Source organism: Desulfotignum balticum DSM 7044, assembly GCF_000421285.1.
Lineage (GTDB): Bacteria > Desulfobacterota > Desulfobacteria > Desulfobacterales > Desulfobacteraceae > Desulfotignum > Desulfotignum balticum.
The window spans coordinates 4,040,093-4,065,458 of record NZ_ATWO01000001.1 but is presented as its reverse complement, the minus strand read 5'-3'; the positions used below and the strand labels follow the sequence as shown (position 1 = coordinate 4,065,458).

The following is a 25,366-nucleotide window of genomic DNA, read 5'->3' as shown; positions in this document are numbered from 1 at the left end:
ATGAAACACAAGACAAAGGGGTTCGGTTTCAGGCGTTTGTTCATCCGGACAGGGCTGATCTGCTGCCTGGTTTTCGGACCTGTCATGCGGTTCCCTGGCAGTCTGGCACTGGCCCAGCACGGCCACGGGGGCGGTCAGAACCCGGTCCATGATATCGGTGAGGTGGTGGTGACTGCCGGGAAAATCGATGTGTTCATTGAACAGAATCCTGCCCAGGTGGTCTTTATGGATGCCGCGGAGATTGAAGCACGCAACATTCTTGAGGTGGCCGAGGCCCTGGCCGTTATGCCGGGGGTGGATGTCAAGCAGAGCGGCAGCGGACTGGGCACCCGGGTCTCCGTTCGGGGCGGCGGGGGTTCCGGATCCGTGCTGGTGCTCATTGACGGCCGGCCGGCATCTGCCATGCAGTACGGCGGGGTGGATCTCAGCAGTATCCCCATTGATATGATCAAAAAGATCACCGTTTTCAAGCCCCCGGTGCCGGTTTGGCTGGGCCCGGGCAGTGCCGCCGGCGCCATTTACATCGAGACCCGGGAAAAAAAGAGGCGGGTGACACACGAGAAATCCGGCAAGGTACGGGTTTCCGGCGGATCTTACGGACTGGCCTCAGGCAGTGCCACGGCCAAATTCGATGCCGAAAAAAATCAGGTCATGGTGTCGGGCGGGTATTCCCACAGGGACGGAAAGCGGACCAACAGCCAGAAGGACCAGGGTCATCTGAGCCTGGGGTATGACAGAAAGGATAACGGCCGTGAGCTCAGCGTCAATGCCCGGGCCTTTGTCTCGGACCACGGGGTGGCCGGGCCGCTGTACAACCTGACACCCAATGCCAGGCAGCGGTATGAAAAAGCCAGTGCTGAAGCCAAGTATAAAGGCTTTACCCGGGATATGGACTATACCCTGAAGACCTGGGGCGATTATACAGACCTGGATGAAACCGCCGACAACGGGTCGGATTCCCGCCTCAAAACCCTTTCCGGCGGTGCCGGAACCGACCTGTTCTTTGTCAATGATGCCGGGGACATGGAACTGAGGGTGGGCACCATGGCCGAATATATACAGGTGGATCACTCCCTGACCGGAGACCATGACCGCTCGCTGCTCTCGGCCAATGCACAGACCCATATCCGGACACAGCCCTTTGTCTATACCCTGGGGGCCCGGGCCGAGCACGCCAATGATTTTCAGTTTTCCCCGGGTGCCCACGCCGGGGTCAGTTATGCCCTGTCCACGGATACGGTGTTGAAAACCAGTGCCGGGTATTCGGAAAATATTCCCTCATTCGGCCAGCTGTACCAGCCCAGCCACGGATCTGTGGACCAGGTCCGGGGGAATCCCGATCTGGATGAAGAAAAAATTGTGTCTCTGACTGCGGGGGGCGAACACAGACTTGGCGGAAAACACACACTGGGTCTGACCGCCTTTCATACCCGGACCCGGGACCTGATCAAATACCGGCGGGATGTCAACGGGGTGAATGAGCCGTTCAATGTGGACAGCGCCTACAAACAGGGGATAGAGGCGGTGCTTGAATATGTGGTGTCGCCGGATACCGGGATCGATCTGTCCTATGTGTTCCAGGATACGGAAAACAAAGACACCGGCAAACAGTTGAGTTACAGCCCGGCCCACGCGATCAAACTGGTGGTGAAAACCGTGCTGCCCACCCGGACCCGCCTGGAATGGATCACCCGGGCGCAATCGGAACAGTATTCCGACGACAAAAACACGGAGGCTGAAAAGCTGGATCAGTATATCACCTGTGATGTGAAACTCAATCATCCCGTGACCTGGTTCAACAGAGATGTTCTGCTGTCCGCGGATATTCACAACCTGTTCGATGAATCTTATGCCTCCCATTTCGGGTACCCGGACGATGGATTCAGGCTCGAACTGGGCCTGAGCATGTCATTTTAAGTCTCTATGGAAGAAAAAACCCTGATACTCGGCCTGGTCATGTCCTTTGCCGCTTTTGCCGTGAAGGCCGGCGGGGGGCTGGCCTATCTGTTCCTGCAGCAGCGGCGCATGCCGGTCAGGGCGGTCGCGGCCCTGGGATTTGCCCTGGTTTACGCGGTGGTGTTTTCCGCCGTCTGGCTGGTCCTGATCAATGTGGATCTGATGGCACATCTTGCCCTGCTGCAGACCTTTTTTGCCAGCGGCATGGCCCTGCATGTGCTTCTGGCACTTTTTCTGACAGTATGGGGGGCCATCCTGCTGACCGGCAACCGGCGGCAATCGGGCATATCGCGGGGCTGGCTTGCTCTGGTGATCCCGTGTCCGGTCTGTTTTTCAGTCATGGTGTTGTCCTGCGCCTTTGTGCATGCCCTGTATCCGGGCGATTCACTAGTTTTTACAGGGTTGTTTCTGGGGTTTATCCTGATCAGCCTCGGGTTTGCCGCAGCATTTGCCGCCCTGGCCGGACAACGAAGGCATCCGGATACCTTTCTGGGAATTCTGATGCTGTATATTGCCATGTATTTTATGCTGTCGGTCATGATCCTGCCGCATGTAGAAGATCTGGAACGGATTTACCGGATCTCCCTGTTTACTGAGCCGCACCGGTTGTCAGCACAGGAGGGTGTGGTCCTGGGCATCTGTCTGGCCGCCCTGGCCGCCGGCCTGATTAAACCATTGAAAAGAGAGTAATGATGCAGATTTTAGCCGTGTTGAAAACGTTCATCTATCTGGTGTCTTCTTCCATTTTTCTGCCGGTGCTCCTGCTGCTGTCTTTGCTGGTGATCTATATGCTGGTGTATACGGGGCACTTTTTCCGGTTATGGATCTACCGGCGAAGGCTTCATTCCGGCAATCCTGATCTGCCGTCGGCCGTGATCTCCGGTCAAATTCAGGCGTGTCTGCCCGAACATGTGGTGTCTGTGATTTCCAGGCTCAGTGAACTGGATGACCCCCATCGGCAAGTCCGGGTGGTCAACCTGCTGCGGGATAACGAGCATGCCTTGTGGCAATCACTGGACCGGCTGAAATTGATTATCCGCATCGGACCGGGCCTGGGGCTGATCGGCACCTTGATTCCCATGGGCACCGGCCTGGCCGCCCTGGGACAGGGGGACCTGACCCAGCTGGGTCAGGATCTGGTGGTGGCGTTTACCACCACAGTGGTGGGCATGTCCCTGGGGCTGCTGGCCTATGTGTTTTTTACGGTGCAGCGGCGCTGGGTGGAACAGGATATCAAGGCGGTTGAACTGGCCGCGGAACTGTTGTGCAGCCCCAACCCCCGGTATCCGGCTGTATTGGACAGGGAGGCCGCAAGACCGTGAGATATCTGAAATCCAGACAGAGCCGGGGTGCCGGGTTCTCTGACAATGACCCCATGGCAGGGGTGGCCAACCTGTTTGACCTGGGCTTGGTGTTTATTGTAGGGCTGCTGATCGCTCTTTTCGGGGCATATCACCTGGAAGACCTGCTTTCCAGGGATTCCGACCTGACCATTGTCAAGCAGTCGGCTGACGGCCAGATCGAAATAATCGAAAAAAAAGGGAAAAAGATCAATGCCGTCAAGATGACAAAAGAAACAGCCAAAGGCCGGGGAAAACGTCTGGGGACGGCCTATCAGCTGGAGGACGGCTCCATGATTTATATTCCGGATGAATCCTGATGAAAAGTATTCTCACCGTTATATGGGGCATCCTGGTGCTGGTTCCGGTACTGCAGGCGGCGCCCTCCGGCGGGGACCTGACCGTCATGGTACTGGACCAGAATTCCTATACCGCCCATACGGCAGTCGGTTCTCTGGATATTGATGATGCGCTGAAACAAAGGATCCATGTGGTGACAGTCGACCAGGTGCGCCGGCAGCCGGAGGCCGTCAAACAGGTGATCGCGCAGTCGTCTGTGGTGGTGGTGGATGTCATGGGACGCGAGCTGACGTCATTTCTGACCGATACCGGCATGACACCGGACGACCCGGCCTGGCAGGCCAGAATCGTGTATGCCCTTCGCGGCTCTCTGGATGATGAGGGTCTCAAGCAGCAAGGGTTTGTGTTCGACGCCGAGCTGGCCGGTTATTACCGGCACATGGGTGTGGTCAACTTTCAGAACATGGTCCGCCGGGTCATCCAGCGCCATCTGGACCCGTCGGTTTCCTATGACCGTGCTCATCAGCTTCCGGATACAGGGATATATCATCCGGATGCCCCCGGCACCCTCCCGGAAGAAACACCCGGCGTATTTCACCAGATTCAGCCTTATCTGACCTGGCAGGCGGATCGGCCCGGATATGATCCGGGCCGCCCGGTGATTGGGTTTGTGTTTTTTTCATCTTTTCTGACACAGGGCCAGAAGGCCCCGGCGGATGCTGTCATCCGGCGCCTTGAATCAGAGGGCTTTAACGTGATCGCCTGTTTCGGCCGTGAAGCAGCGGTGATCCGGCGGTTTTTTCTGGATTCCTCAGACCGGGCCCGGGTCCATATGCTGTTGTCCTTTTCATTCAAATTTAACAATGCCCTGACCCCTGAGCTGTCACAGTTGTTAACCCGCCTGGATGTGCCCGTCTTCAATGCGGTCAGTCTGTACCGGGACACACGGGAGCAGTGGCGCCAAAGTCCGGTGGGCATCAATGTGCTGGAGGTGGCCTGGTCTGTGGCCGTGCCGGAAATCTCCGGTCTGATCGAGCCCACGGTACTGTCAGGCAAACAACAGATCACAGATGAGACCACGGGGAAATCTTTTTTTATCTCCCGGCCGGTGACGGAAAATGTGGACCGGCTGATTCCCCGGCTTAAAAAATGGGCGGTGCTGCAGACCAAACCCAACAAGGACAAAAAAATCGCCCTGATGTTTTACAATCACCACCAGGGAAAACAGAACATCGGTGCATCGTATCTCAATGTCTTCCGCAGCGTTGAACATATTCTGTCGGCCCTTGCCGATAATGGATATACCACCGGAGACGCCTTGACGGAACACGAGATCAAGGATCTGATCCTGGCTTCCGGCCGGAATGTGGGGTCATGGGCACCGGGTGAACTGGAAAAAATGGCGGCGGCCGGCCAGGTTATCCGGCTGCCCATCGAAACATATGCTGTCTGGTTTGAGAACCTGCCCAAAGGTTTTCAGAACCGGGTGATCGCCCAGTGGGGAAAACCGGCGGATGCACAGATCATGGTGTCGGGCAGCGATTTCATTATTCCGGCCGTCCAGGTCAACCATATCCTCCTGCTGCCTGAGCCGGCAAGGGGATGGGGTGATGATGCCCGCAAACTTTACCATGATACCACCCTGTATCCCCACCACCAGTACCTCGCGGTTTATCTGTGGCTGAAGCACCGGTTCAAGGCAGACGCCATGATTCATCTGGGGACCCATGCCACCTATGAATGGACCCCGGGCAAACAGGCCGGGTTGTCCCCGTCCTGCGCACCCGAAATGTTGATTGCCGATATACCCAACCTGTATCCTTACATTGTGGATAACCTGGGAGAAGGCGTTCAGGCCAAGCGCCGGGGCCGGGGGGTGATGATCAGCCACCTGACCCCGGTGCTGCGAAAGGCGGATATCAGCGAGGAATACAGCCGCATGGCCGCCCTGGTGGGTGAAATCGAACAGGCCCGGGCAAGGGGCAGCCTGACCGTGTCTGAAAAAACAGCCCGGCTGATGGCACTGGCCGAGTCTACAGGCATCCTGGAAGATTTGTCCCATGCCGGTTCACACAGCCATGATGCGCACCATTCCCATGACGGCATGCCGTCCCACACCCATGCACCGGCCCCGGATGACGATATGGATGAAACCATCCACCTGCTGGGGCATTACCTGGAGGAGATCAAATCCGCTATGATCCCTTACGGGATGCATACCTTTGGCCGTTCCCCGGTCCCGGAGGCATCAGAGGAACTGGTGGATGCCGTTGTCCAGTGGAACGATCATGTGGACCGCGGGGAACTGTCAGACCGGCTTGCCCGAAGTGGTCCCGGAGAAATTGAAAGCCTGCTCAGAGGGTTGTCAGGCCGCTATGTCCATCCCGGCCAGGGAAACGATCCCATCCGCAATCCTGACGCCCTGCCGACAGGGAAAAATTTTTTCGGTGCCAATCCGGGCAACCTGCCCAGCCCTGCGGCCTGGCAGCTGGGGAAAAAAGCCGCCCAGCAGATCATCGACGACCATCTGGCCCGGAACAGCACCTATCCGGCCAAAGTGGCGGTGGTGCTATGGGCCACTGAGATGCTACGCAACGAGGGCGTGAATGAATCCACGATTTTGTATCTCATCGGGGTGCGGCCCAAATGGTCCAAAACCGGCCGCATTTTGGGGATGGAGCTGATCAAGGGGCAGGAACTGAACCGCCCCCGCATTGATGTGATGATCAATGCTTCCGGGCTTTACCGGGACCTGTTCCCCGATAAAATGCGCTTTTTGGACCAGGCTGTCCGCCTGGCGGAACGCCAGACCGATGTGGAAAATCTGATCGCCAGGAATACGGCCCGGATCAAAACCCGGTTGATCGGCCAGGGTATGGATCCGGAAACAGCCGATGAGATGTCGCGGTTCCGGGTATTCAGTGAGCCGCCCGGTGCCTATGGCAACGGTGTCAGTGAAATGGCCTCCGGCTCATCCAAATGGGATGATCCTGATGCGGTGGTGGAGGTGTATGAGAACCGGGTGGGATATGCCTTTGGACAGGGAAGGGACGGGCAGGAAAGATCCGAGAGCTGGGGAATTTTTGCCAAAGATGCCCTGAAAGCCCAGCTGGCCCAGGTGGACACGACCGTGCACTCCCGTTCTTCCAATGTATACGGCCTGCTGGACAATGATGATATGTTCCAATATCTGGGCGGCCTGGCCATGGCCGTTACCAGAGAAGCCGGCAGGGCACCCCGGCCCCTGATCATCCGGCAGCAGACCAGGGGCCGTGTCCAGGTGGAATCCCTGGGGCTGACTCTGGGACGGGAAATGCGGGCCCGGTATCTGAATCCCAAATGGATTTCAGGCATGAAGGTGGAAGGGTATGCCGGCGCCAGGGCCATGTCCGATTTTGTGGAATATTTATGGGGGTGGGACATGACCACCGAGGGGCTGGTGGATGAGGCCAAATGGCAGCAGACCTATGAGGTATATGTCACTGACAAATATGATCTTGATCTGAAAGCGTTTTTTGACAAGGCCTCTCCCTGGGCATTTCAATCCATTGCCGGCCGGATGCTGGAAACCCACCGCAAGGGGTATTGGCAGGCCGGTCACGAACAGTTGCAGACCCTGGCCGCTGAATATGCCGGAAGCGTGGTCTCCAGAGGGATCGCCTGCTGTGATCACACCTGCAACAACCCGCTGCTCAACCAGATGGTGGTCTCCATTATTTCCATTCCCGGGGTGGTCAGCCCGGAACTTGCGGCCCAGTTCAAGCTGGCTGTTGAGCAGATGGCCCGGCAGCCGCTGGACCAGCAGGTGGAAGAAAGACATCAGTTGATTGATCAGCTCAATGCCCCATCCCCGGATCAACAACCGTCCAAACCCTTGTCTGCCAGCGCTGATGACAGTCCGGAGAACCAAATGGTCGAAGGATATAAGATGGAAAAAATCAAATCAGAGGACGATACCACCCAGATGACATCCTCGGGTATTCAATGGATGGCGGTCCTTTGTGTCATCGCTGTGATGGCCCTGGTCAGTGCCGGGGCATGTAAATCAGTCCGGAGGACCTCATGAAACAGATACGATATCCCACCCCATGACGGGCAGTTGAAACAGCAGGGAATGACTGCGATGCGCACCGATCAGTCTGGGCAGTTTTCTGCCTTCGCTTCTTTGTCTATTCAACCAACCGCATCAGCCGCGCTGGTATGCACCGGGTTGAAGCAGACAAACTGATTACGTGTCAAAATATAATAGTCATGCGTGTTCAGGGCATCCACCACATATGCGCCAGCGCCACATAATTGTTGAAAGCTACCTTAAACTTCTTATTCATGATTTTATCCAATGCTCGTCCGCGCCAAGATGGGCGAACCAGGCAGTAGCCGGGTAACCCCGCCCGCCGCCGGTAAGGCATCCAAAAATTTTAAAGAGGCTTTTTTAAAGCAATATCCAGATGGAGACCGCGATGAGCATGGAGCCGAAGATATAGCCCTGCAACTTGACGGATTTTTCAGTGGCAAAGGTCCGGGTCAGCCAGGCGGCGCCGGCAGCCCAGGTCATGGTGGCGCAGGTGGTAAGGGTTGCAAGTCCCGCCGCGAGCATGACCACCCAGGACAACTGGTCGGGCCCTGTTTCAAGGAACTGGGAAAACATGACCATGGTGACCGTGACCACCTTCACGTTGAGCATTTGAAGGATAATGCCGTCCAGAAAACTGGGCGCGCTGTCTGACAAGCGTTTTGCCTCAGGCCTGGCTGATCTGAAAAATTTGAACGCAAGATAAATCAGATAGGCAGAACCTGCGTATTGCAGAAACCGGAACAGGTCGGGGTATTTTTCCAGGAACGTGCCGGCGCCGAATCCGATGAGCAGGGCGTGCAGCAGGACAACCAGATTAATCCCGCAGATAAACGGCAGTGATGTTGCAAACCCGAACCGGGCCCCCAGTGAGGCCATGGTGATATTTGCAGGTCCGGCTGAGAACACCAGGGGAAACATCATTGCAAACCACAATAAAAATTTATTTTCCATCCCCTTCCTCCTTTATCTTTTCCGCTATGAATTAAAATACGTCCAATCATAAAAATGTGTATATGCACTTATTTTAGCAAAAAAAATTATTGCTGGCGGAGCAGCGCGATAATCCGGGTTAATTCGTCAAGGAGCGCCAAGGCATTTTCCTCTCCGATTGTATCAAACATCACCTTTTGGGCTTCCTGCCACAGGGGCTTGGCCGCGTTTGTTTTGTCGACACCCTCTTTGGTGAGTGCAATAAGTTTCATTCGTTTATCCGGCCCCTGCTGAAAACAGATTAAAGATTTGCCTTCCAGAATGTTCAGGTTCCGCGTACATGTGGTCCGCTCCAGGATCACCTCTTCGGCAAGCTTTGTGACCGTGACAGTCCCCAGCCGCTGAATTGCCAGCAGCAGGGTGTACTGGGTGACCTTAATCCCGATGGGTTGAAAACAAGCGTCGTACACCTTTGTGGCCAGCCGGCCAGCCCGTCTTAAATTCCCGCAGATACAGGGGCTTTGGGCATAAATGTTTTTATTTTTCTTTCCGTCTGCCAGGGTTGTCATGAACGTATCCTTTTCGTGTGAAGGCGGTTTCATTCTGCCGGTGACCTGTTTTAGCCTGCCGACTATATATGTGTATATACACTTTTATAAAAAATATCAGGAACCACTCAGACAGTCAAGGTGTTTTTTGAACCAGCCATTTCCCATGGCCGTTGTTCCGGGTACAGATGGTGGAGGAATCAGATGTCTTCGGCCTTTTGCCGGTATCTTGAAAAATGCAAGGCTCAATCCGGCCCAATGAACTGAAATTGATCGCGCCCTATCTGAAGGGGGGCCCCTGGCCGGAAACAGGCCAGGGGCAGGGGATCAGGAGGCCTTTAATGCAAGGGAACTCCGGTATTGGATCAGATCCTGCACCGTGAGGACCGGAAAGCCGTGCCTGCGTCCGAACTCAATGGCCTCGGGCAGCCGGGTCATGGTGCCATCCGCACGGGTCACCTCGCAGAGCACCCCAAAGGGGGGCAGTTCGGCCAGGGCCATGAGGTCCACGGTGGCCTCGGTGTGGCCGGCCCGTTCCAGGACCCCGCCGGGTCTGGCCCGGAGCGGAAAAACGTGGCCGGGCCGGTTCAGGTCCTTTGGCACAGCCTTGTCTGCGATGGCGGCCAGGACCGTGGTCACCCGGTCCTGGGCAGAGACGCCGGTGGTCACCCCGCAGGCTGCCTCAATACTCACCGTAAAGGCGGTCCCGTAAGGGCTGGAGTTGTCTTTTACCATGGGCGGCAAATCCAGTTGGGACACTTTTTCCGGCGTCAGGCATAAACAAACAATACCGCTGCATTCCCGGATGAGCAGGGCCATCTGTTGGCAGGTCAGGGAATGGGCGGGAAAAATGAGGTCGGTTTCGTTTTCCCTGTCTTCGTCATCGGCCACCAGAACGCCGCGGCCCTCTTGGACCGCCTTGATGCCTGCAGCGACACGCTGGACCGGATTACCAAACGGGGTTAACAGATGCTGATTCATGATGAAACTCCTTTGTTGTAAATCAATTAATATGAATCAGGGCAAGCAGAAAAGCCGGGCAGGCAGGGGCATGGACATACCTGTCCCTGAAAGACCTTATTCTCTTCCATCCGGACTGTGACCGTCGGCTCTGGCGTTTCACCAGATCTGCTGACCCCCGCCCATAACGGGCAGGGCGCTCGCGGGCTCCCTGTTCAGATACAGGTTACCGCCGGTGGGGAGTTCCACCCCGCCCTGAGAACAATACGGATCTATCCTGCCCGGGGCGAGAAGTCAAGCCCCTTTCCCTTGATTTATAGCTTTTCCGCATAAACAGAACGGCAAAAAAAAGGGTAACCAGTTCTGCCAGGGGATACCTGAGCCAGATACCGGCAAATGAAATTGTGTTGCTCAGTTTCTGGTTGAACTGACAGGAACAACCATGGGTATGCCTTCAGCGTCATTGCTGACCAGCGCTTTAACCCCGTAAACCTGTCTGAGCATCGCTTCGGTCACTACTTCCTGCGGGCTGCCGCTGCTGTGCAAATCGCCATTTTTGTCAAACACGACCAGGTGATGCCCGTAGCGGGCCGCCAGATTGATATCATGAAGGACCATCACAATATCAACGCTGCGTGAAGTCGCAATATCCTGCAGCAGGCGGCACAACTCCAGCTGTTTTTGCAGATCCAGCGAGTTCACCGGTTCGTCCAGCAAAATCAGGCGAGGCTCCCTGACCAGGGTCTGGGCAATAAACACCATTTTTTTCTGACCGCCGCTCAGTTCACTGAAGTTCCGCTCCGCTAGTGATACGATATTCAGGGTGCGCAGCGTATCCATCACCACAGATAGGTCTTCATCTTTCACCTTATATCCCAGACCGGGCAGTCTCCCCAGGAGCACCATTTCCAGCACCGAAAGCATGGATGTCTCAATATCCATCTGCGGCAGATAGGACATCAGCCGGATAATTTCCTCCTGTTGCATGGCCGTTACATTTTTTTCCCCGTAATATATGGTTCCTTTATACGGCAGCAGTCCGAAAATAGATTGGAGCAAAGTGGTTTTTCCCGCGCCGTTGGGACCGAGAATAACATTGATGCCATGCGTAAAGGTGTGGTTCAGATCGCTGAATACCGAATGACTGGTTTTGCCGCGCTTATAAGCAAAACCGAGTTGCTGCAATTTGAGCATTACATTATCCTCATCTTGTTGAAAATTATGGACAGGAAGATAGGGATGCCTATGATGGCAGTTACAAGCCCGATGGGCAAAATTACTCCCGGGATAACCACCTTGCTGACAACAAAAGCAAAGCTGACCACCAGGGCGCCTACCAACCCGGAAAGCGGCAGCAAAAAACGCTGATCCTCCCCAACCAGATAACGGGCGATATGGGGGGCAATGATGCCCACAAAACCTATGGATCCGACAAAGCAGGTGGCAAAGGCGGTCAGCAAAGAGGTCAACAAAATCACCATGCGCCTTATTTTGTGGGTATTAACTCCCAGACTGCGTGCCTTGGTATCATCAAGACTCATGGCTGTCAGTTTCCATGCATTTTTATAAAGCACCACAGAGCATAGAATCAGGACAATGAACACCAGCCAGAATTTGACCCAGGTCGTTTTCAGCATACTGCCCATGTTCCAGAATACCAGGCTCTGGAGGTCTTCGTCATCAGCCACGTATTGCAGAACCATGGTCAGGGCGGCAAACATAAAATTCAGGGCAATACCGAAAAGGATGATGGAGGTTTTGCTTGACCCGGACCTTAAAGAAAAAGCATAAACCAGGACGGATGCCAGCAAAGCAAAGAAAAACGCATTGCTGGTCACCATGACGGCCTCGGAAACATTCAGGACATTTGCGTCCAGAATAAGCCCCAGGGCAGCGCCGAACGAGGCGGCATGGGTAATGCCAAGAGTGTAGGGGCTGGCAATGGGGTTGCGCAGGATGGTCTGGATCTCGCAGCCGCCAAGCCCGAGACAGGCGCCGACGGCAAGAGCCATCAATGCCATGGGCAGCCGGATATCCAGAACGATCATGGGGGTATGCCCGTCCCCCTTTCCTGTAAAAAGGATAGTGATGATTTTCGAAAGGGAAATGTCGGTTGATCCCAGGGAGATATTGACCAGAACCAGGATGATTGTCAGGGCAAAAAGAGCCGCCGTCAAGGCCGTCCTTTTTCTGATCATGTGCCGGTATATCTTCCGGTCGGCTTCAATGGCCTTTGAAAATGGGTTTGATCTGTTCATTGACCGGATTCTCCTTTTTATTACTTGAAAAGGCCACATATTTCAGAGGCAGAACGCAACCTGTGCCGACCGAATCCGATAAGTATAATCGAATGCGGTCGGCATGGGAATTAAGGTTTAGAGCCGGAAGCTCAGGTTTACTCCAAATGTCATGTCCGTTGCCGGATAGCCGGAAGTGTCGCAGTAGGTTTCATCAAAGAGATTTTGGATATACAGCTTCAGCTTCATGTCCCGCAAAATACCTTTTTGCTGAAACAGGATCTGTTCCACAGCCAGATCAACGGTTTGATAGGCATCGATCTGTACTTCTCTGAAATTCCAGACATCATTGGCTATCTCTTCCGAAACTTCCGTCACTTCATCACTTTGATACTGGTAATCGATCATAAAAGTGGTCCGCTCCCATGGCGAGTAGCGCAGACCAGTCTTAATACGATGTTCCGCTCTCTGATCCAGTTCTTCCTGCCCGGCAGGTTCATCGCCCTGGTTTTCAAAATCCTGCCAGGAATAGGCCAAATAAAAGGAAAGCGTATCTATGATATGTCCGCCCAATTCCAGATCAAACCCGTAGCGGTACACCTCTTCAAGATTGATTTTATAATCGCTGAAACGGTTTGCACCGGCACTCCCTCCGGAATATTTGGAATACGTCCGATTTGAGGCAATAAAGTTCTCAATATTGTAAAAGGAAAAATTGCTTTTTAACTGAATATCACCGGCCAGTCTGCGGTTAAAAATCAAATCATAGCCGATGCCGTCTTCAGGTTCAAGCCAGGCACCGGCCGGTCTGCCCTGGGGATTATAGTCGCCGTGATAATCAGGCGCACGCCAGATGCGGCTGATGCCAAGAGAAAGTGATGTATCACGAAACGCCGGTGAAAGGTGATCCATCCGCCAGGTAGTCAGTGATTTCGGCACCCAGGCGCTAAAGTCACGATCAATATAATAACCGCGGCCGGGAATATAAAATTTACCGTCGAGATCGTTGAAGATCTTTGTAGATACATCTTCATGACGAATACCAAAGGTCATATCGAAGACTTCCGCTATCGTGAATTTGTGCTGAGCAAAACCGGCCAGTTTTTTGACACGCTCGATTTTTTCATCATTTACGCCGCCATTATCAGACAGCCAGACCATATCATAACCAAAGGTCGTAACCTGATCATTGCGCCAGGTATATTCATTTTGAAGTTTGCCGCCCTTTTGCCACCAATCGGTATCCATCCTGGAAAGCTCTGTTGCTCCGACAGTCTCGTAATAGAGACGTTTACGATTGTCCTTGCCGGCATAGGCATTAAAGGTGATGGTTCCATAGGAGGTCGGCTGGTTGAAATCAAGCCGGTAATTATAGGAATCACCATCCCAGGTCGGGTCCTGATAGACGTCAAAGACACTGCCATCGACATCAGGGTAATCGTTGTCATAATCCCCGAATAATGTTCCGGGATTGTTAACAGCTACGTCACGTTCAGTTTCGGTCATGCTGGCACTGAGGGTCACAAAACCGTCCCCAGGCAGCAGATAACCGAGCCGACCATAGGTGGTTTCAATTTCCGTTTCACTGTGCCGCAGGTACCCATCGGTCGAATACAGGCGATAGCCCACATCATAAGTCAAATTATGCAAAGCGCCTCTGGCGGACACTACATTTTGCATGGTGTCGTAGGAACCGTAGCTTGAGGAAAACGTTACATCAGGCTTGAAACTTTCCCTGGCCTCCGGTTGCTTCATTTTCATATTAATGACACCGCCGATGGCCCTGCTGTCAAACAACGCGGTGTGAGGTCCGGGCAGAATTTCAATGCGATCAAACAGAAATGTGGGCAGGGCCCCATAGTCGACAATATTACTGCTTTTACGACCTCCCGTTCTCTGGACGGTCAACCCGTCAATGGCGGTGACAAAGCGCTTGGAGTCAAAACCACGGAGAAAAATGGAATCCACCCCTGGATCAAGACTTGATTCCCCGCGAAAATCAATGGTCGGTTGAGTTTGCAGCACATCGATAACACTGGTTGCCGGGCCGACAGATTGAAAGCTTCCTATATCAATGGTAGTTTTTTCCGGTTCGAGTTGTATGGCGGGAGCCACTCTTTTTGCGGTCACGGTTATTTCTTCTTTATAAGTAATGTTGCTTTCTTCATTGAGTTCGCTATCGGCTGCCATAGAGGTTGTCCCGAATATGATCATGGGTAATGCAATTAAAACGGCCAATTTGCTGTTCATCCTATGTTTCTTCATCTCCTCTTCTCCTATCTTTGTGTTAGTCTGACTGTGTAATATTCCACCTTTAACCCAAAAAAAATCCCCGTACTCACATAAAAGGAGTACGGGGACCGTATTTAACCCGAACCTGTTGACAATTAACGGTCTCACCTATTCCCGAGGTGAGTTGCCCATGCATCATCGGCAGGTCTTCTGGCTTAACCTTTTTTCCTCTTCAGCCGCCTTCCCATTTGAAAACAAACAGTGGCATATTGGCCAAATGACGTTTTGATCTCCTTCAGGAGAACAAAAATACCGGTATTACAGCGGCGGGACCGCTCCCGATTCACACGGGATTCCCTATCAAGTCCTGAATGGACACCGATGATGCAGTAATTATTGTTGTCTGATGGTTTTTTCTAACAAAAGGATGTTTCCTGTTGTTAGAAAAAAGTATATAAATTCATGTGTGTCGTTTGCCGTTCCAATGCATGACGGATCGCGGCAATGTTTTGTTTTGGTATTATGAAAAAAAGGATTAGGGTTGATGTAAAATGGTTTGCATAAAATTTCTACTGTCACGATCATAAAAAATTCTGAGTTACTACTATAATAAAATATAATTCTGCTTAAGACTCCTGGCCTTGATTGTTTAGTCATCATATCTATAAACCCATCCGGTTATGCTGCTATCAACCAACATGAATTTTTTGAAGAATTCGTCCAAAACAGCATCGGGATTAACGCCGGAAAATTCGTCCGGGTAGAAGATGGATGCCATTTTCAGGCAGGCATAAAAACTGTAAATAGAGCGGTTCATGGAATGGGCCAACTCATAGATATTACGTTTTTTAACGGCATTCAGATTTTTCCATCCGGTTCGATTAATAATATCAAAAGCAGGCGTCTTTGCCGGATCATCAGGGAAATTGTTCATCCAGCCGGCACCGGAACCACTGAGCATAATAAAATCAGGATCAGCCTGGAGGACAATTTCCGGATCAAGCGTACCACTGCCACCTTTCCCGCCGGAAGTGCTTAACAGAAACGGATCTGCAATATTGTCACCTCCGGCAACAGCGATAAGAGTACCCCATCCGGTCCTTTTACTGCTCTGAGTATGGCCGAACACCTCGGAATAACCCGATTTTTCATAATAAACTGTGGGTTTGTCCGTCCGCTGGTCGAGTTTTTTGGATGCAATCATAGCATATTGCTTGTCCAAGAAAGTAACGACCTTTGCAGCCCGTTCCTCTTTTTGAAATATTTTGCCAAGCAGTTCCAACGTGTTTTGCGCGGCTGTCGTCATGGATTTGCCGGGTACGTCAATCATCACGATGGGTATTCCGACCTGGGAGAGTTGTGCCTCTATGATTTTAGCATGTCTGTGTGCCGACATGGCTGAATTAACAATAAGCACATCGGGATTTCGGGCCAGAATCATCTCAAGGTCAAAAGGGGCATTATGTTCGGAGATTTGCCCGAAATGCGCCATATAATTTCCAACAATAGGGGTATAGAGCCTGCCGTATCTCTGGATACCGCCGCCACCGTCCTGTCCCGATGCCACCAGTTTGTCGAAAGCAGCCCTGCCAAGGAGTGGTATCACATAATCAATAACATCCATGGTGCTGATGGCGTAGGTCGATACCGGCAGGTTAACCCTCACCTTGCGGCTTTTAGCATCCGTAACGATTATCGAACCGGTGGCGGAAGCCTTTTGGGGCATGGCGGCCGGATTGAATGCAATCTTTTCCACCGGTTTTTTCACCACCGGTACAAACCCAAGGGAGGCAGGATCAATTCCTGCCTTTTGCAGGGCATCTGCGGCAGCTGCAAGCACTGCATCACCGGTCAGGGTAGCTCCGGTTACACCGTCTACATCCAGAGCCTGCTCTTTGACGATGGCTTTGGATACTTTTTCTGTGGCGATCGTTCCCATCCCTTTTGTCTCGTGATGGTCATCATCCACATCCACCGATTCTATTGTCCCTTTGTCATCAATCCTAACGGTAACATTTACTTTGCCATGATACCCGACGGCTGTTCCGTGGTAGGTCCCGGCCTTCGGGGAATCCGCTTTGACGGGAGCGCTGTACCCCATCGTTGCTGCAAGCAGGGCGGTGAGCACAATAAATATGCAGGGTGTTTTTTTCATTACAAAATTCCTTCTACAATCTGGATTGACACTTCAAAAGAAACGACTATCGTCATGATTAAAAGGTTTTGATCAGGGTGGTTTTGCCGCACCGATCGCAAAAAATGATTTCCGTGGTTGAGGGCACCATCGGCACAACGTTTTCGGGAGGATGATCAGACTGTAACCGGCTGCCAAGGCACTCAGCGATGGTGATCGGGGGGCGGACACAGCTGCACCGGCCAGCCACAGCCAGCAAATGGCCGCTGCAGCAGCCCATTTAACACAGAATCGGTTTACACGGAAACGGCAGTGATATGTCATGATATTTTCCAGTATCTCCTAAAAATACAAACTCCGGACCGATATTGAATCGATCCGGAGTATTCCCTTTTCTTTATCCAGATGGTGACCGCCCCTTTATGCCACGAAAGGGTGTCAATATGGTTCAGGTAGGTCTTCTGACTGATGGCTTATCCTAATCACCGCACCTTCCCGTTATTTTGTTAAATAACAGTGGTATGACGCGGTTTTCGTCCCCATTCACAGCGGCGGGCCCGTTCCGGTCTTTCACCGGATTCCCTGTTATGCGCTTCTGGCGCACCTGAACTCTAATTATAGATTTATCAACGGCTTCTGTCGGTGTCAAGGTAAATGTCAGTGTGTGGTAAGCCGATCATCCCAGTTTAAATATGGTGATGCCATAGATTCTTTCCAGGGGCTGGGAATCCATCCATCCTGGTCTGCCCAGGAAACCAGGATATCCAGATGCTTCCGGCTGAGTTTGACAAAATCATAATCATCGGGCTGTTTCATTTCTCACCTCGATTCAGATTGGATTTGAAGGAAATTTTTCTTATTTGATACATAAGGCACAAAACTGGGTATTGTCAAGAAAAGACAATGTTTGGGGGTTGACACCGGCAGACAGATATGACATCGTTAAATGTCGATTAACGATTAAAAGGTTTTTGCCAATGGAATCAGCACAGCTTGCCAAAATTTTCAAAGCCCTGGGCCATCCCACCCGGATCAGAATCGTCCAGCATTTAATTGAGATTGACACCTGCATCTGCGGAGAGATCGTAGGTATTTTCCCCTATTCCCAGTCCACCATCAGCCAGCATTTGAAGATACTCAAGGAATCGGGCATTGTCTGCGGCGAGGTGGAGGGGCCTAAAACCTATTTTTGTGTGGATAAGGCCGTGTTGAAGCGGCTCAAACAATTTGTAAACGCGTTATAAACTACCCGGGAACCGTTATGAAAATACGCCCAATGGACACCAGGTCAGACAACCCAACCCAAGATCCTTTTCAAAAAAAAGGCCCTGGCCTGTCAACCAACGATGTGCAGCTCATGCCGTCAATGGATATGCCGGGCCTGTTGTGTGCATCCGAAGAAACCCGCCCGATGGCGGCTTATGACAGACCCGGATATGAATTGTGCCGTTATGTGGACCATTTTATGGAAACCGATGCCGGTCCCGTGCCGGTGATCCGGCCGGATCTGGAGAAAAAAGACCGGCTGTCCACCATCGCCGTCCGATGCGGCATCCGGCGGGACAAGTATCTGGTGAGCCCCGGCCTTTACGGCATCGGATCACCGGATCCGGATTCAGACGTGTTGGTGACCGCCAACTACAAGCTGACCTTTGATCATCTGCGATCTGCGTTAAGGGGTGTCAGCGCCTGGATTCTGGTGCTGGATACCCGCGGGGTGAATGTCTGGTGCGCAGCAGGGAAAAAAATTTTTTCCACTCAAGAACTGGTCAACAGAATCAAAGCGGTTCATCTTGAAAAAGTGGTGGCCCATAAACGGGTGATCGTGCCCCAGCTGGGTGCCACCGGGGTATCTGCCAGACAGGTGAAGGCCCAGTCCGGTTTCCGGGTGGTGTATGGGCCGGTGCGGGCCTGTGATATTCCGGAATTTCTGAACAAGGGGAAAAAAGCGGACAAACCCATGCGCCAGGTCACGTTCACCTTGTTTGAACGGTTTGTGCTGACCCCGGTGGAACTGCACGGGGCTTTGAAGATATCCGGTATTGCCGCCCTGATGCTGTTTGTGCTTTCAGGTATCGGCCCGGGGATATTTTCGTTTCACGGGGCCTGGGAAAGGGGGCTTATATCCTTGTCCGCCCTGGTCACTGGACTGATTTCCGGTGCGGTATTAACCCCGGTGCTGCTGCCGGTTATCCCGTCAAAAAAATTTGCTTTCAAAGGCATTCTCATGGGCGGTGTGTGCGGCCTGTTGCTGCTGCCTTTGATTTGGGATCATATCGGCAGCATGGCCGGTGCCGCAGCCCTGGTCATCTTCAGTGTGATGGTCAGTTCCCATCTGGCCATGAATTTTACCGGTGCCACCCCGTTCACCTCCCCGTCCGGGGTGGAAAAAGAGATGAAACAATATATTCCTGTGCAGGTGACCGGCATACTGGTGTCTGCCGGGCTTTGGATTTACAGTGCATTCTGATGATTCGGAAAGAAGCTGAGAAAGGAGAAAAAAATGCAGGATTTCAGATATCTGGAAGATGTGGCCACCCTGGTGCTGGATGAACAAAAATGTATCGGCTGCGGGTTGTGCACCGAAGTTTGTCCCCATGCCGTGTTTGAGATACAGGAAAAAAAAGCGCAAATTGTTGACTTCAATGCCTGTATGGAATGCGGGGCCTGTGTCAGCAACTGCCCGGCAGATGCCATATCGGTCAGTCCCGGGGTGGGGTGAGCCACCTATATTATCCAGGTCTGGATAAAGGGTAAGGAAAATGCCTCCTGCGGGGATGGCTGCTGCTGACGGCGCGTCCTGCGACTGCGGCGGGTGCGATAGCTGCGGTACCCGCCAGACCCACTGCGAAAAAACAAAATGAGTTTGATTTTACCTGCCGGTGCGAGTATGATGTCGCCCTGAACGACAAGCTGGAAGAGGGATGATATTCGCGGTATGGCCAAAGTCAGAAAGAAAAAAAGCAAGCAGAAACAGCGCCTCAGAAATGAAACACAAAAAAGGCTGCAGTCCCTGACCCCGGATGCGATCCGTGATCAGGCCACAGCTTTTCTGGCGGCATCCCGATACCGGGACGCGATACTGGCCTTTCGCGAGGTGCTTAAAAAAGGGGGTGACAAGGATCTTATCCTGCCGAACCTTTTCCGGACCTACCGGCTCAGACATGGCCAGCTTCTTGCCAAAAAAATGCCCAGGGAGGCCCAAGCCGTGACAAATCTGGGCGGGCAGGTGTTTGAAGTCCTGCCCCGGATCACACCGGAACTGCTGGAACAGGCCCTGGATTTCCTACCGGTCCACACCGTCATGGCCGCATTGAAGGAAAAGTCGGCATTTGCGGTGTTGACCCCGGAGACGGAAAAACGCCTCGGTTTGTTGTTGGTGACCGGACATGCCCTGGATCTGGCCGAAGATCTGCCAGAAGACGCCCGGCTCAGGACGGACCGGCCGGTGATGGCTGCGGCAGCCGCCAACATGGCGGACGGTGACTGGCAGGCCGCGCTTCACGCCATGCGGCCCATCGGCCGCACCTCCCCCTTTGCGGACCTCAAGACGTTTGCCCGGGCCATGGTAGCCTGGGAACGGCAGGATCGGTCCACCCTGAAAAAAGCACTGCCCCGCCTGGGGGGAAACTTCCCGTTCAAGGGGCTTCGGACCCTCCTGGCTGAATATGCCGACGGCGGCAGCTTCAAGTCCGTTGACATTTACCCCGACACCGCCGCCCTCCTGATGGGGCCGGGGATACACAAGATATCCTGCCGGGACAGGATTCAGCAGCACATGGCACCCCTGAACCTGAACGGGATGGCAGCGGCCTGCCGTGACTTTGCCCGGTTGCTGAAGCCTGAATCACCGGATGACGTCCTTGAAACCCTTGCGGAAATCATCGGTAACGGCATAAACAAAGCATATGAAGATGATCCGGGTCTCTTTCCCGGGTTTCTTGAACGGCTCATCCATTCCCACGCGGAGCGAAAGCGTCTTTTCCTGAAAATCGAATCGGTCTGTAAAGATTTTTTGTCCCATGCCACCCCGGATTACCTGAAAACGCTGAAAACCGAATTTCCGGATGCAAAGGAGCGGGGCACTGCATACGCCTTGATTCTTCTGAAAATTGCCGGCATCATCAAGCAACAGCCCGATGTCCTTTACGATTATGACGAAGAACTCTTTGATATTCTGGCGGCGTGTTCCATTCCGGGCAGCATACTGGACTCCGACTTAAACCTGCTCCTGCTGACCCTGGTCCGGCATGCCGTAAAACATGACCCGGGAAACCGGCTGGCCTATGACATGCTGCAGGGTATTCCCGCCCCCCTGGCCGAGCACCGCAAAGTCCTGACAAACCTGTATGAAACCATGGCCGCCCAATTTGATGATGACCCCGCCTCCTGCCTGGAACTGGCCCGCCTGTATTACCTGAAAAATGCGTTCAGAAAAGCACAGGCCATCCTCCAGACCGCCTATGACAGGGCACCCCATGATGTCCGGGTAAAAGAAGCCAGGGCTCTGGCTTTTGTGATCTCTGCCCAGAAAAACCTGCCAAAGGAAAAATGGCACCTGGTGGACCGAGATCTGGACCGGGCCGTTGAATTCGGCCTTCCTATCCTTTCCCCGGTGATTACCGGAAAACGCCTTTTGGCGGAATTTTTAAAAGCTCAGAAGTTTTCAGCCAAAACCTTTCACGAACTGACCAAAGCGTTTACACCGGTCCAGCAAATGCAGTGTTTTCTGCTGCTGCAAACCGATGTGGACAGCGGCGATTACGGGATCGATACCCGGGGCATGGCCAGCTGCTTCAAGGGATTGCAACAACAGATCACAGGACTTTCCCCCCGGGAACTGATGGCATTGCTCTCCCCTCTTGACGACCGATTCACCCCCTTATACCCCACCTTGTTCTATGCCCGGCCCCTGCTCGGTACCACCGGCAAAATTTTTTCCACCCTGCCCCCGGAGGATCTGATGTCCCTGGTCATCCCCATGGCACAGAACCAATGCACCGACGTGGCCGTCCGGGCGCTGAAAAGAAAGACGAAAACAGCCGGATCGGACCACAGGATCCTGCTTGTTTTTTACCACACCGCCCTTGAAGCCATATCCGCCAACACATTTCCCTGCCCCAAACTGGCTGCGTTGGTGGACAAAGCCGGACCGGACCTCAGGGAACGCCTCCGGCAGATATCCAGGTCCCTTTCGGAATTGGCGTGCTATCCGCTCAAGGATGCCTTTGACCGGTTTGAGTTTGATCGGCCCGCCCCTTCGGGATTCGGTTCTGGCCCTGCTTTTCCCTCAGACCTTCCCCTGAATGAGATGTTTTCAGATCTGTATGATATCATGATGAATGCCATGAATGAGGATTCCGGGACAGACCTGGAAGAAGATTGGGGGGAGCAGCTCTTCCCCTGGGACCTGGATGTGGCATCCATATTCGGAAACACCTGTGATCCTGAAGAGGCCAAAGAGATCATTTTCGACCTGACCGTGGCCGCGGACGGCATTGTCAACGGACCGGCCCACGCCTGGAAAAGCCCGGAAGAAAATTTTATTGCCGCCCTTCACGCCCTGCTGGACCTGATGCACCAAAACGGGATCCGGACCACGGGCCAATACCGGGAAGCCGGTCGTAAACTGGCGGAGGCCCTGGCATACAGCCGGCTTATCCTGGAGGCTCTGGGGCGCATTAAATCCAAAGCCGCCGTCATAACTATCCCGGAGCACCAGCACTTTGTGCTGGGGTTCAGATCCGGGGCATGACCCACACCAAAAGGAGACCATTGTGATTTATCACCATATACTCGGCGTGGAAAAGACTGCCGGGAACCGGGAAGTCCGGGAAAGATACCTGGCACTGGTCAGGGAATTTCCGCCGGACCGTCACCCGGAGGCATTTCAGCGGATCACCCGGGCCTACGAGGCCCTGAAAGACCGCCGCAGCCGGGTCAGGGCCAGGCTGACGGGCGTCAACGACTTCACCTTCTGGATCGATGCCCTGGATGCCCTTGTGGACAGTATTCCCACAGCACCCCAGGCCCCCGGCCTGGACCGGATCATCGAGGCGGACAACAAATGAGTCCCGGTAACATTGCCGCAAAGACCGGGGCCTGGTTCCACAGGGCCGTTATCCTGAGGCTGCTCACCTTGATTCACACCGCATCGGGGCGGGCCCTTCGCAACCGGCTGGACATGGAATGGAAGACCAGGGCTTTGGCGGATTTTTCAGACTGGCTGGACGGCCTGGATCAGGTCCCGCCGGAATTCCTGCCGGAAGACCCGGCGGATCAGTCGGAAACAGACAACCGGTCCGCCCCACAGGATACCGGAAGTCCGGTCGGCCCGGATCTTTACACCCTGCTTACGGAATTCATCAGCCTGAAAAAGCAGGTTCAGATCCAGACCCGGGAGCAGTCCCGGAACCTTCAGGGTCTCAAGGATTTCAACACCTTTGCCGGGGAGGGCAGGCAGATTCTGGACGACCTGGCCCGCCAGGTCAGCCGCATGGGGGCCATGGAAGACAAGCTCAGGGAAGAGACAACCGCTGATATTCTCCAGGCCTTTCTGGATATCCGCGATTCTCTGGCCCGGGGAACGGCAGCCCGGAACCGTGTGACCGCCCCGTTTTTAAGGCAAAAAAAAATGCATGCCCTCCTTGACGGCTACCAGATTGCCTTGAATAAATTCGACCAGGCCCTCCTGCGCCTGGAAACCACCCCCATCCCCACCACGGGCCGGCCCTTTGACCCGGACACCATGACGGCGGTGGACACCTGCCATGTCCCGGACATGCCGCAGGGCGTTGTCACCCAAGAAATCAGCGGCGGCTTTATGCGGCGGGGCAAAGTCCTCCGCCATGCACGCGTCGTCGTGAACACCCCAGGAAAGGAAAATTAAATGGCACAGGAACCGGTTATCGGCATCGATCTGGGCACCACCAACTCTGAAGTCGCCTTTGTGTTTAACGACACCCCCATCGTCATCGAGGATGATGATCGGGGGATCATGCCCTCCTGTGTGGGCATCGACCGGAACGCCCGCCTTATCGTGGGCCGTACCGCCCGGAACCAGGCTGCGGCATTCCCCGGGGATACGGTTTTGGCTGTTAAGCGGCGGATGGGCACGGACACCCGTTACACCTTGGGAGACCAGGACTACACCCCCCAGGAGATCTCCGCCATGATCCTCAAAACCCTGAAAGCCCGGGCGGAAGACGCCATCGGCGGTCCCGTGCAAAAGGCGGTGATAACGGTGCCGGCCTATTTTACGGATGTCCAGCGCCAGGCCACCAGGGATGCCGGCCAGATCGCCGGGCTGGAAGTTCTCAGGATCATCAACGAGCCCACTGCCGCAGCCCTGGCCTATGGTGAAGCCGGCCGGGACGAGGACAGGCACATCCTGATCTATGACCTGGGCGGCGGCACCTTTGATGTCTCCATCGTAAAAATCGAAGCCGGTGTGGTGGAAGTTCTTGCCAGTACCGGGGACAACCGCCTGGGGGGCGAAGACTTTGACGAAGCCTTGGTGGCGTATCTGTTGGACCATATCAGGGAACACCACGGCCGGGATCTCACGGACGATCCCGTGGCTGCGGCCCGCCTCAAATCTGCGGCCGAAGCCGCCAAAATCCAGTTGTCTGACGAGTTTTTCGTCCGTATCGAAGAAGACCATCTGTCTCCGGACCTCCACCTCTCCTGTGAAGTGTCCAGGGACGTTTTTGAAGAGATGATCCGGCCCCTTATTGAAAAAACCATGACATCTGTGGCCAAGGCCCTGCGGGATGCGGCCCTTTCTCCGGGCCGGCTGGACAAGGTCATTTTGGTGGGAGGCTCCACCCGGATCCCCATGGTATCCCGGATGTTGTCCGGCGAACTGAATATCGAACCGGACATCGGCATCGATCCGGATCTCTGCGTGGCATTGGGGGCCGGTATCCAGGCCGGCCGGGAAATGGGAAAATCCATCCGGAGCATGCTCATCGACATCACCCCCTACACCTTCGGCACCTCCGCCTTCGGTATGCTGGACGGCAGGCATTACGAGCATTGCTTCGTCCCTCTGATCCGGCGGAACACCAAGCTGCCGGCCACCCGTACCGAAGCCTTTCAGACCCTGGTGGACGACCAGGTCGCCGCCGATATCAACGTCTACCAGGGGGACAACCCGGATGCCCTGGATAACATCCGCATCGGCACTTATACCTTTGACCTGTCCAAAGCCCCGGCCGGCAGCGTCATCACCCTGCGGTACGATCTGGACCTGAACGGCATACTCACGCTTGAGGCCAGGGAAAAGGATACGGGCAAAACCATCAATGCCGTCCTTGAAAATGTCTTCAGCCAAAGCGGCACGGACATTTCCGAATCCAGGGACAAAGTCGGTGCCCTGTTCCCCGGGGACAACGCCCTTTCAAAAGAGCTCCCCCCAACCGGAGAACCACCCCGGCCGGCCTCCGGCCCGGAGGCGGTCCTGCCCCCGGCCATCGCCGGCATCCTGGACCAGGCCCGGGAAAAACTGACCCTGGCCCCGGATGATGACAAGGACGACATCATCAATCTCATGGAAGATATCACCGAGGCCTGGGCCCGGAATGATCCGGACCGGGCCGGGAAACTGGCCGAAGACCTGGAAGATATCCTTTTTTATATAGGCGAGTAAGAGG

General features: G+C 54.1%; 20 protein-coding genes and 3 riboswitches. Of the genes, 12 read left to right on the top strand and 8 right to left on the bottom strand.

Going from position 1 to position 25,366, the window contains the following annotated elements:
* Genes K365_RS0120355 through K365_RS0120335 form a run of 5 tightly spaced genes read left to right on the top strand, consistent with a single transcriptional unit; the run spans position 1 to position 7,662 of the window.
* Positions 1–1,917 (top strand): TonB-dependent receptor plug domain-containing protein, encoded by a 1,917-nt coding sequence (locus K365_RS0120355; protein ID WP_024336072.1) that lies wholly within the window; start codon positions 1–3, stop codon positions 1,915–1,917.
* 6 nt (positions 1,918–1,923) lie between these two features.
* Positions 1,924–2,646 (top strand): DUF2162 family putative transporter, encoded by a 723-nt coding sequence (locus K365_RS0120350; RefSeq protein ID WP_024336071.1) that lies wholly within the window; start codon positions 1,924–1,926, stop codon positions 2,644–2,646.
* Complete coding sequence (locus tag K365_RS0120345; RefSeq protein ID WP_245569222.1) at positions 2,646–3,278, top strand: MotA/TolQ/ExbB proton channel family protein; 633 nt, start codon at positions 2,646–2,648, stop codon at positions 3,276–3,278. The genes K365_RS0120350 and K365_RS0120345 overlap by 1 nt, the downstream gene beginning before the upstream one ends.
* Entirely contained in the window at positions 3,275–3,616 is a 342-nt protein-coding gene (locus K365_RS0120340; protein ID WP_024336069.1) for a DUF2149 domain-containing protein, read from the top strand. Before K365_RS0120345 ends, K365_RS0120340 begins: the two co-directional genes overlap by 4 nt.
* Positions 3,616–7,662 (top strand): cobaltochelatase subunit CobN, encoded by a 4,047-nt coding sequence (locus K365_RS0120335; RefSeq protein WP_024336068.1) that lies wholly within the window; start codon positions 3,616–3,618, stop codon positions 7,660–7,662. The genes K365_RS0120340 and K365_RS0120335 overlap by 1 nt, the downstream gene beginning before the upstream one ends.
* A 366-nt stretch (positions 7,663–8,028) precedes the next feature.
* Here K365_RS0120335 and K365_RS0120330 read toward each other — a convergent pair whose 3' ends face one another.
* The 8 genes from K365_RS0120330 to K365_RS28540 form a co-directional block, all read right to left on the bottom strand.
* Complete coding sequence (locus K365_RS0120330; RefSeq protein ID WP_024336067.1) at positions 8,029–8,622, bottom strand: LysE family translocator; 594 nt, start codon at positions 8,620–8,622, stop codon at positions 8,029–8,031.
* An 86-nt stretch (positions 8,623–8,708) separates the two neighbouring features.
* Positions 8,709–9,170, bottom strand: a complete 462-nt coding sequence (locus K365_RS0120325; protein WP_024336066.1) for a MarR family winged helix-turn-helix transcriptional regulator — start codon at positions 9,168–9,170, stop codon at positions 8,709–8,711.
* A gap of 306 nt (positions 9,171–9,476) precedes the next feature.
* The gene (ribB, locus tag K365_RS0120315) at positions 9,477–10,130 is read right to left on the bottom strand and encodes a 3,4-dihydroxy-2-butanone-4-phosphate synthase (protein ID WP_024336064.1); all 654 of its coding nucleotides are present in this window, start codon (positions 10,128–10,130) and stop codon (positions 9,477–9,479) included.
* A 94-nt stretch (positions 10,131–10,224) separates the two neighbouring features.
* Positions 10,225–10,376: riboswitch (FMN riboswitch) on the bottom strand.
* A 144-nt stretch (positions 10,377–10,520) separates the two neighbouring features.
* Complete coding sequence (locus K365_RS0120310; RefSeq protein ID WP_024336063.1) at positions 10,521–11,303, bottom strand: ABC transporter ATP-binding protein; 783 nt, start codon at positions 11,301–11,303, stop codon at positions 10,521–10,523.
* Positions 11,303–12,367, bottom strand: a complete 1,065-nt coding sequence (locus K365_RS0120305; protein ID WP_084489931.1) for a FecCD family ABC transporter permease — start codon at positions 12,365–12,367, stop codon at positions 11,303–11,305. The genes K365_RS0120310 and K365_RS0120305 overlap by 1 nt, the downstream gene beginning before the upstream one ends.
* Positions 12,368–12,484: 117 nt before the next feature.
* Positions 12,485–14,611, bottom strand: coding sequence for a TonB-dependent receptor (locus K365_RS0120300; protein ID WP_029725626.1), 2,127 nt, complete (start codon positions 14,609–14,611; stop codon positions 12,485–12,487).
* A 150-nt stretch (positions 14,612–14,761) separates the two neighbouring features.
* Positions 14,762–14,976, bottom strand: a riboswitch (cobalamin riboswitch).
* Between the two features lie 251 nt (positions 14,977–15,227).
* The gene (locus tag K365_RS0120295) at positions 15,228–16,733 is read right to left on the bottom strand and encodes an ABC transporter substrate-binding protein (protein WP_029725625.1); all 1,506 of its coding nucleotides are present in this window, start codon (positions 16,731–16,733) and stop codon (positions 15,228–15,230) included.
* Positions 16,734–17,146: 413 nt separating this feature from the next.
* Positions 17,147–17,335: riboswitch (cobalamin riboswitch) on the bottom strand.
* 34 nt (positions 17,336–17,369) lie between these two features.
* Entirely contained in the window at positions 17,370–17,528 is a 159-nt protein-coding gene (locus K365_RS28540) for a hypothetical protein (RefSeq protein WP_211221139.1), read from the bottom strand.
* Between the two features lie 161 nt (positions 17,529–17,689).
* On the opposite strand from K365_RS28540, the gene K365_RS0120280 reads away from it, so the two are divergent.
* From K365_RS0120280 to K365_RS0120250, 7 genes are all read left to right on the top strand, one after another.
* On the top strand, positions 17,690–17,956 hold the full coding sequence (locus tag K365_RS0120280; protein WP_024336059.1) for an ArsR/SmtB family transcription factor: 267 nt from the start codon (positions 17,690–17,692) through the stop codon (positions 17,954–17,956).
* A 17-nt stretch (positions 17,957–17,973) separates the two neighbouring features.
* The gene (hgcA, locus tag K365_RS0120275) at positions 17,974–19,182 is read left to right on the top strand and encodes a mercury methylation corrinoid protein HgcA (protein ID WP_211221138.1); all 1,209 of its coding nucleotides are present in this window, start codon (positions 17,974–17,976) and stop codon (positions 19,180–19,182) included.
* 33 nt (positions 19,183–19,215) lie between these two features.
* Complete coding sequence (gene hgcB, locus K365_RS26035; RefSeq protein ID WP_250697390.1) at positions 19,216–19,503, top strand: mercury methylation ferredoxin HgcB; 288 nt, start codon at positions 19,216–19,218, stop codon at positions 19,501–19,503.
* 147 nt (positions 19,504–19,650) lie between these two features.
* Complete coding sequence (locus K365_RS0120265; protein WP_024336057.1) at positions 19,651–22,467, top strand: tetratricopeptide repeat protein; 2,817 nt, start codon at positions 19,651–19,653, stop codon at positions 22,465–22,467.
* A gap of 22 nt (positions 22,468–22,489) precedes the next feature.
* Positions 22,490–22,783, top strand: a complete 294-nt coding sequence (locus K365_RS26030; protein ID WP_024336056.1) for a J domain-containing protein — start codon at positions 22,490–22,492, stop codon at positions 22,781–22,783.
* A complete protein-coding gene (locus K365_RS0120255) occupies positions 22,780–23,601 on the top strand; it encodes a nucleotide exchange factor GrpE (RefSeq protein ID WP_024336055.1) in 822 nt (273 codons plus the stop codon). The genes K365_RS26030 and K365_RS0120255 overlap by 4 nt, the downstream gene beginning before the upstream one ends.
* Complete coding sequence (locus K365_RS0120250; protein ID WP_024336054.1) at positions 23,602–25,362, top strand: Hsp70 family protein; 1,761 nt, start codon at positions 23,602–23,604, stop codon at positions 25,360–25,362. It begins immediately after the preceding gene.
* Positions 25,363–25,366 lie beyond the last annotated feature (4 nt).

Bases quoted from the DNA above. Each gene is read 5' to 3' on its own strand.
- K365_RS0120310 (WP_024336063.1), bottom strand. From the start codon at position 11,303: ATGCTCAAATTGCAGCAACTCGGTTTTGCTTATAAGCGCGGCAAAACC.
- K365_RS28540 (WP_211221139.1), bottom strand. From the start codon at position 17,528: ATGAAACAGCCCGATGATTATGATTTTGTCAAACTCAGCCGGAAGCAT.
- K365_RS0120265 (WP_024336057.1), top strand. From the start codon at position 19,651: ATGGCCAAAGTCAGAAAGAAAAAAAGCAAGCAGAAACAGCGCCTCAGA.
- K365_RS0120350 (WP_024336071.1), top strand. From the start codon at position 1,924: ATGGAAGAAAAAACCCTGATACTCGGCCTGGTCATGTCCTTTGCCGCT.
- K365_RS0120345 (WP_245569222.1), top strand. From the start codon at position 2,646: ATGATGCAGATTTTAGCCGTGTTGAAAACGTTCATCTATCTGGTGTCT.
- K365_RS0120295 (WP_029725625.1), bottom strand. From the start codon at position 16,733: ATGAAAAAAACACCCTGCATATTTATTGTGCTCACCGCCCTGCTTGCA.
- K365_RS0120280 (WP_024336059.1), top strand. From the start codon at position 17,690: ATGGAATCAGCACAGCTTGCCAAAATTTTCAAAGCCCTGGGCCATCCC.
- ribB (WP_024336064.1), bottom strand. From the start codon at position 10,130: ATGAATCAGCATCTGTTAACCCCGTTTGGTAATCCGGTCCAGCGTGTC.
- K365_RS0120250 (WP_024336054.1), top strand. From the start codon at position 23,602: ATGGCACAGGAACCGGTTATCGGCATCGATCTGGGCACCACCAACTCT.
- K365_RS0120330 (WP_024336067.1), bottom strand. From the start codon at position 8,622: ATGGAAAATAAATTTTTATTGTGGTTTGCAATGATGTTTCCCCTGGTG.
- K365_RS0120300 (WP_029725626.1), bottom strand. From the start codon at position 14,611: ATGAAGAAACATAGGATGAACAGCAAATTGGCCGTTTTAATTGCATTA.
- K365_RS0120255 (WP_024336055.1), top strand. From the start codon at position 22,780: ATGAGTCCCGGTAACATTGCCGCAAAGACCGGGGCCTGGTTCCACAGG.
- hgcA (WP_211221138.1), top strand. From the start codon at position 17,974: ATGAAAATACGCCCAATGGACACCAGGTCAGACAACCCAACCCAAGAT.
- K365_RS0120325 (WP_024336066.1), bottom strand. From the start codon at position 9,170: ATGACAACCCTGGCAGACGGAAAGAAAAATAAAAACATTTATGCCCAA.
- K365_RS0120335 (WP_024336068.1), top strand. From the start codon at position 3,616: ATGAAAAGTATTCTCACCGTTATATGGGGCATCCTGGTGCTGGTTCCG.
- K365_RS0120355 (WP_024336072.1), top strand. From the start codon at position 1: ATGAAACACAAGACAAAGGGGTTCGGTTTCAGGCGTTTGTTCATCCGG.
- K365_RS0120305 (WP_084489931.1), bottom strand. From the start codon at position 12,367: ATGAACAGATCAAACCCATTTTCAAAGGCCATTGAAGCCGACCGGAAG.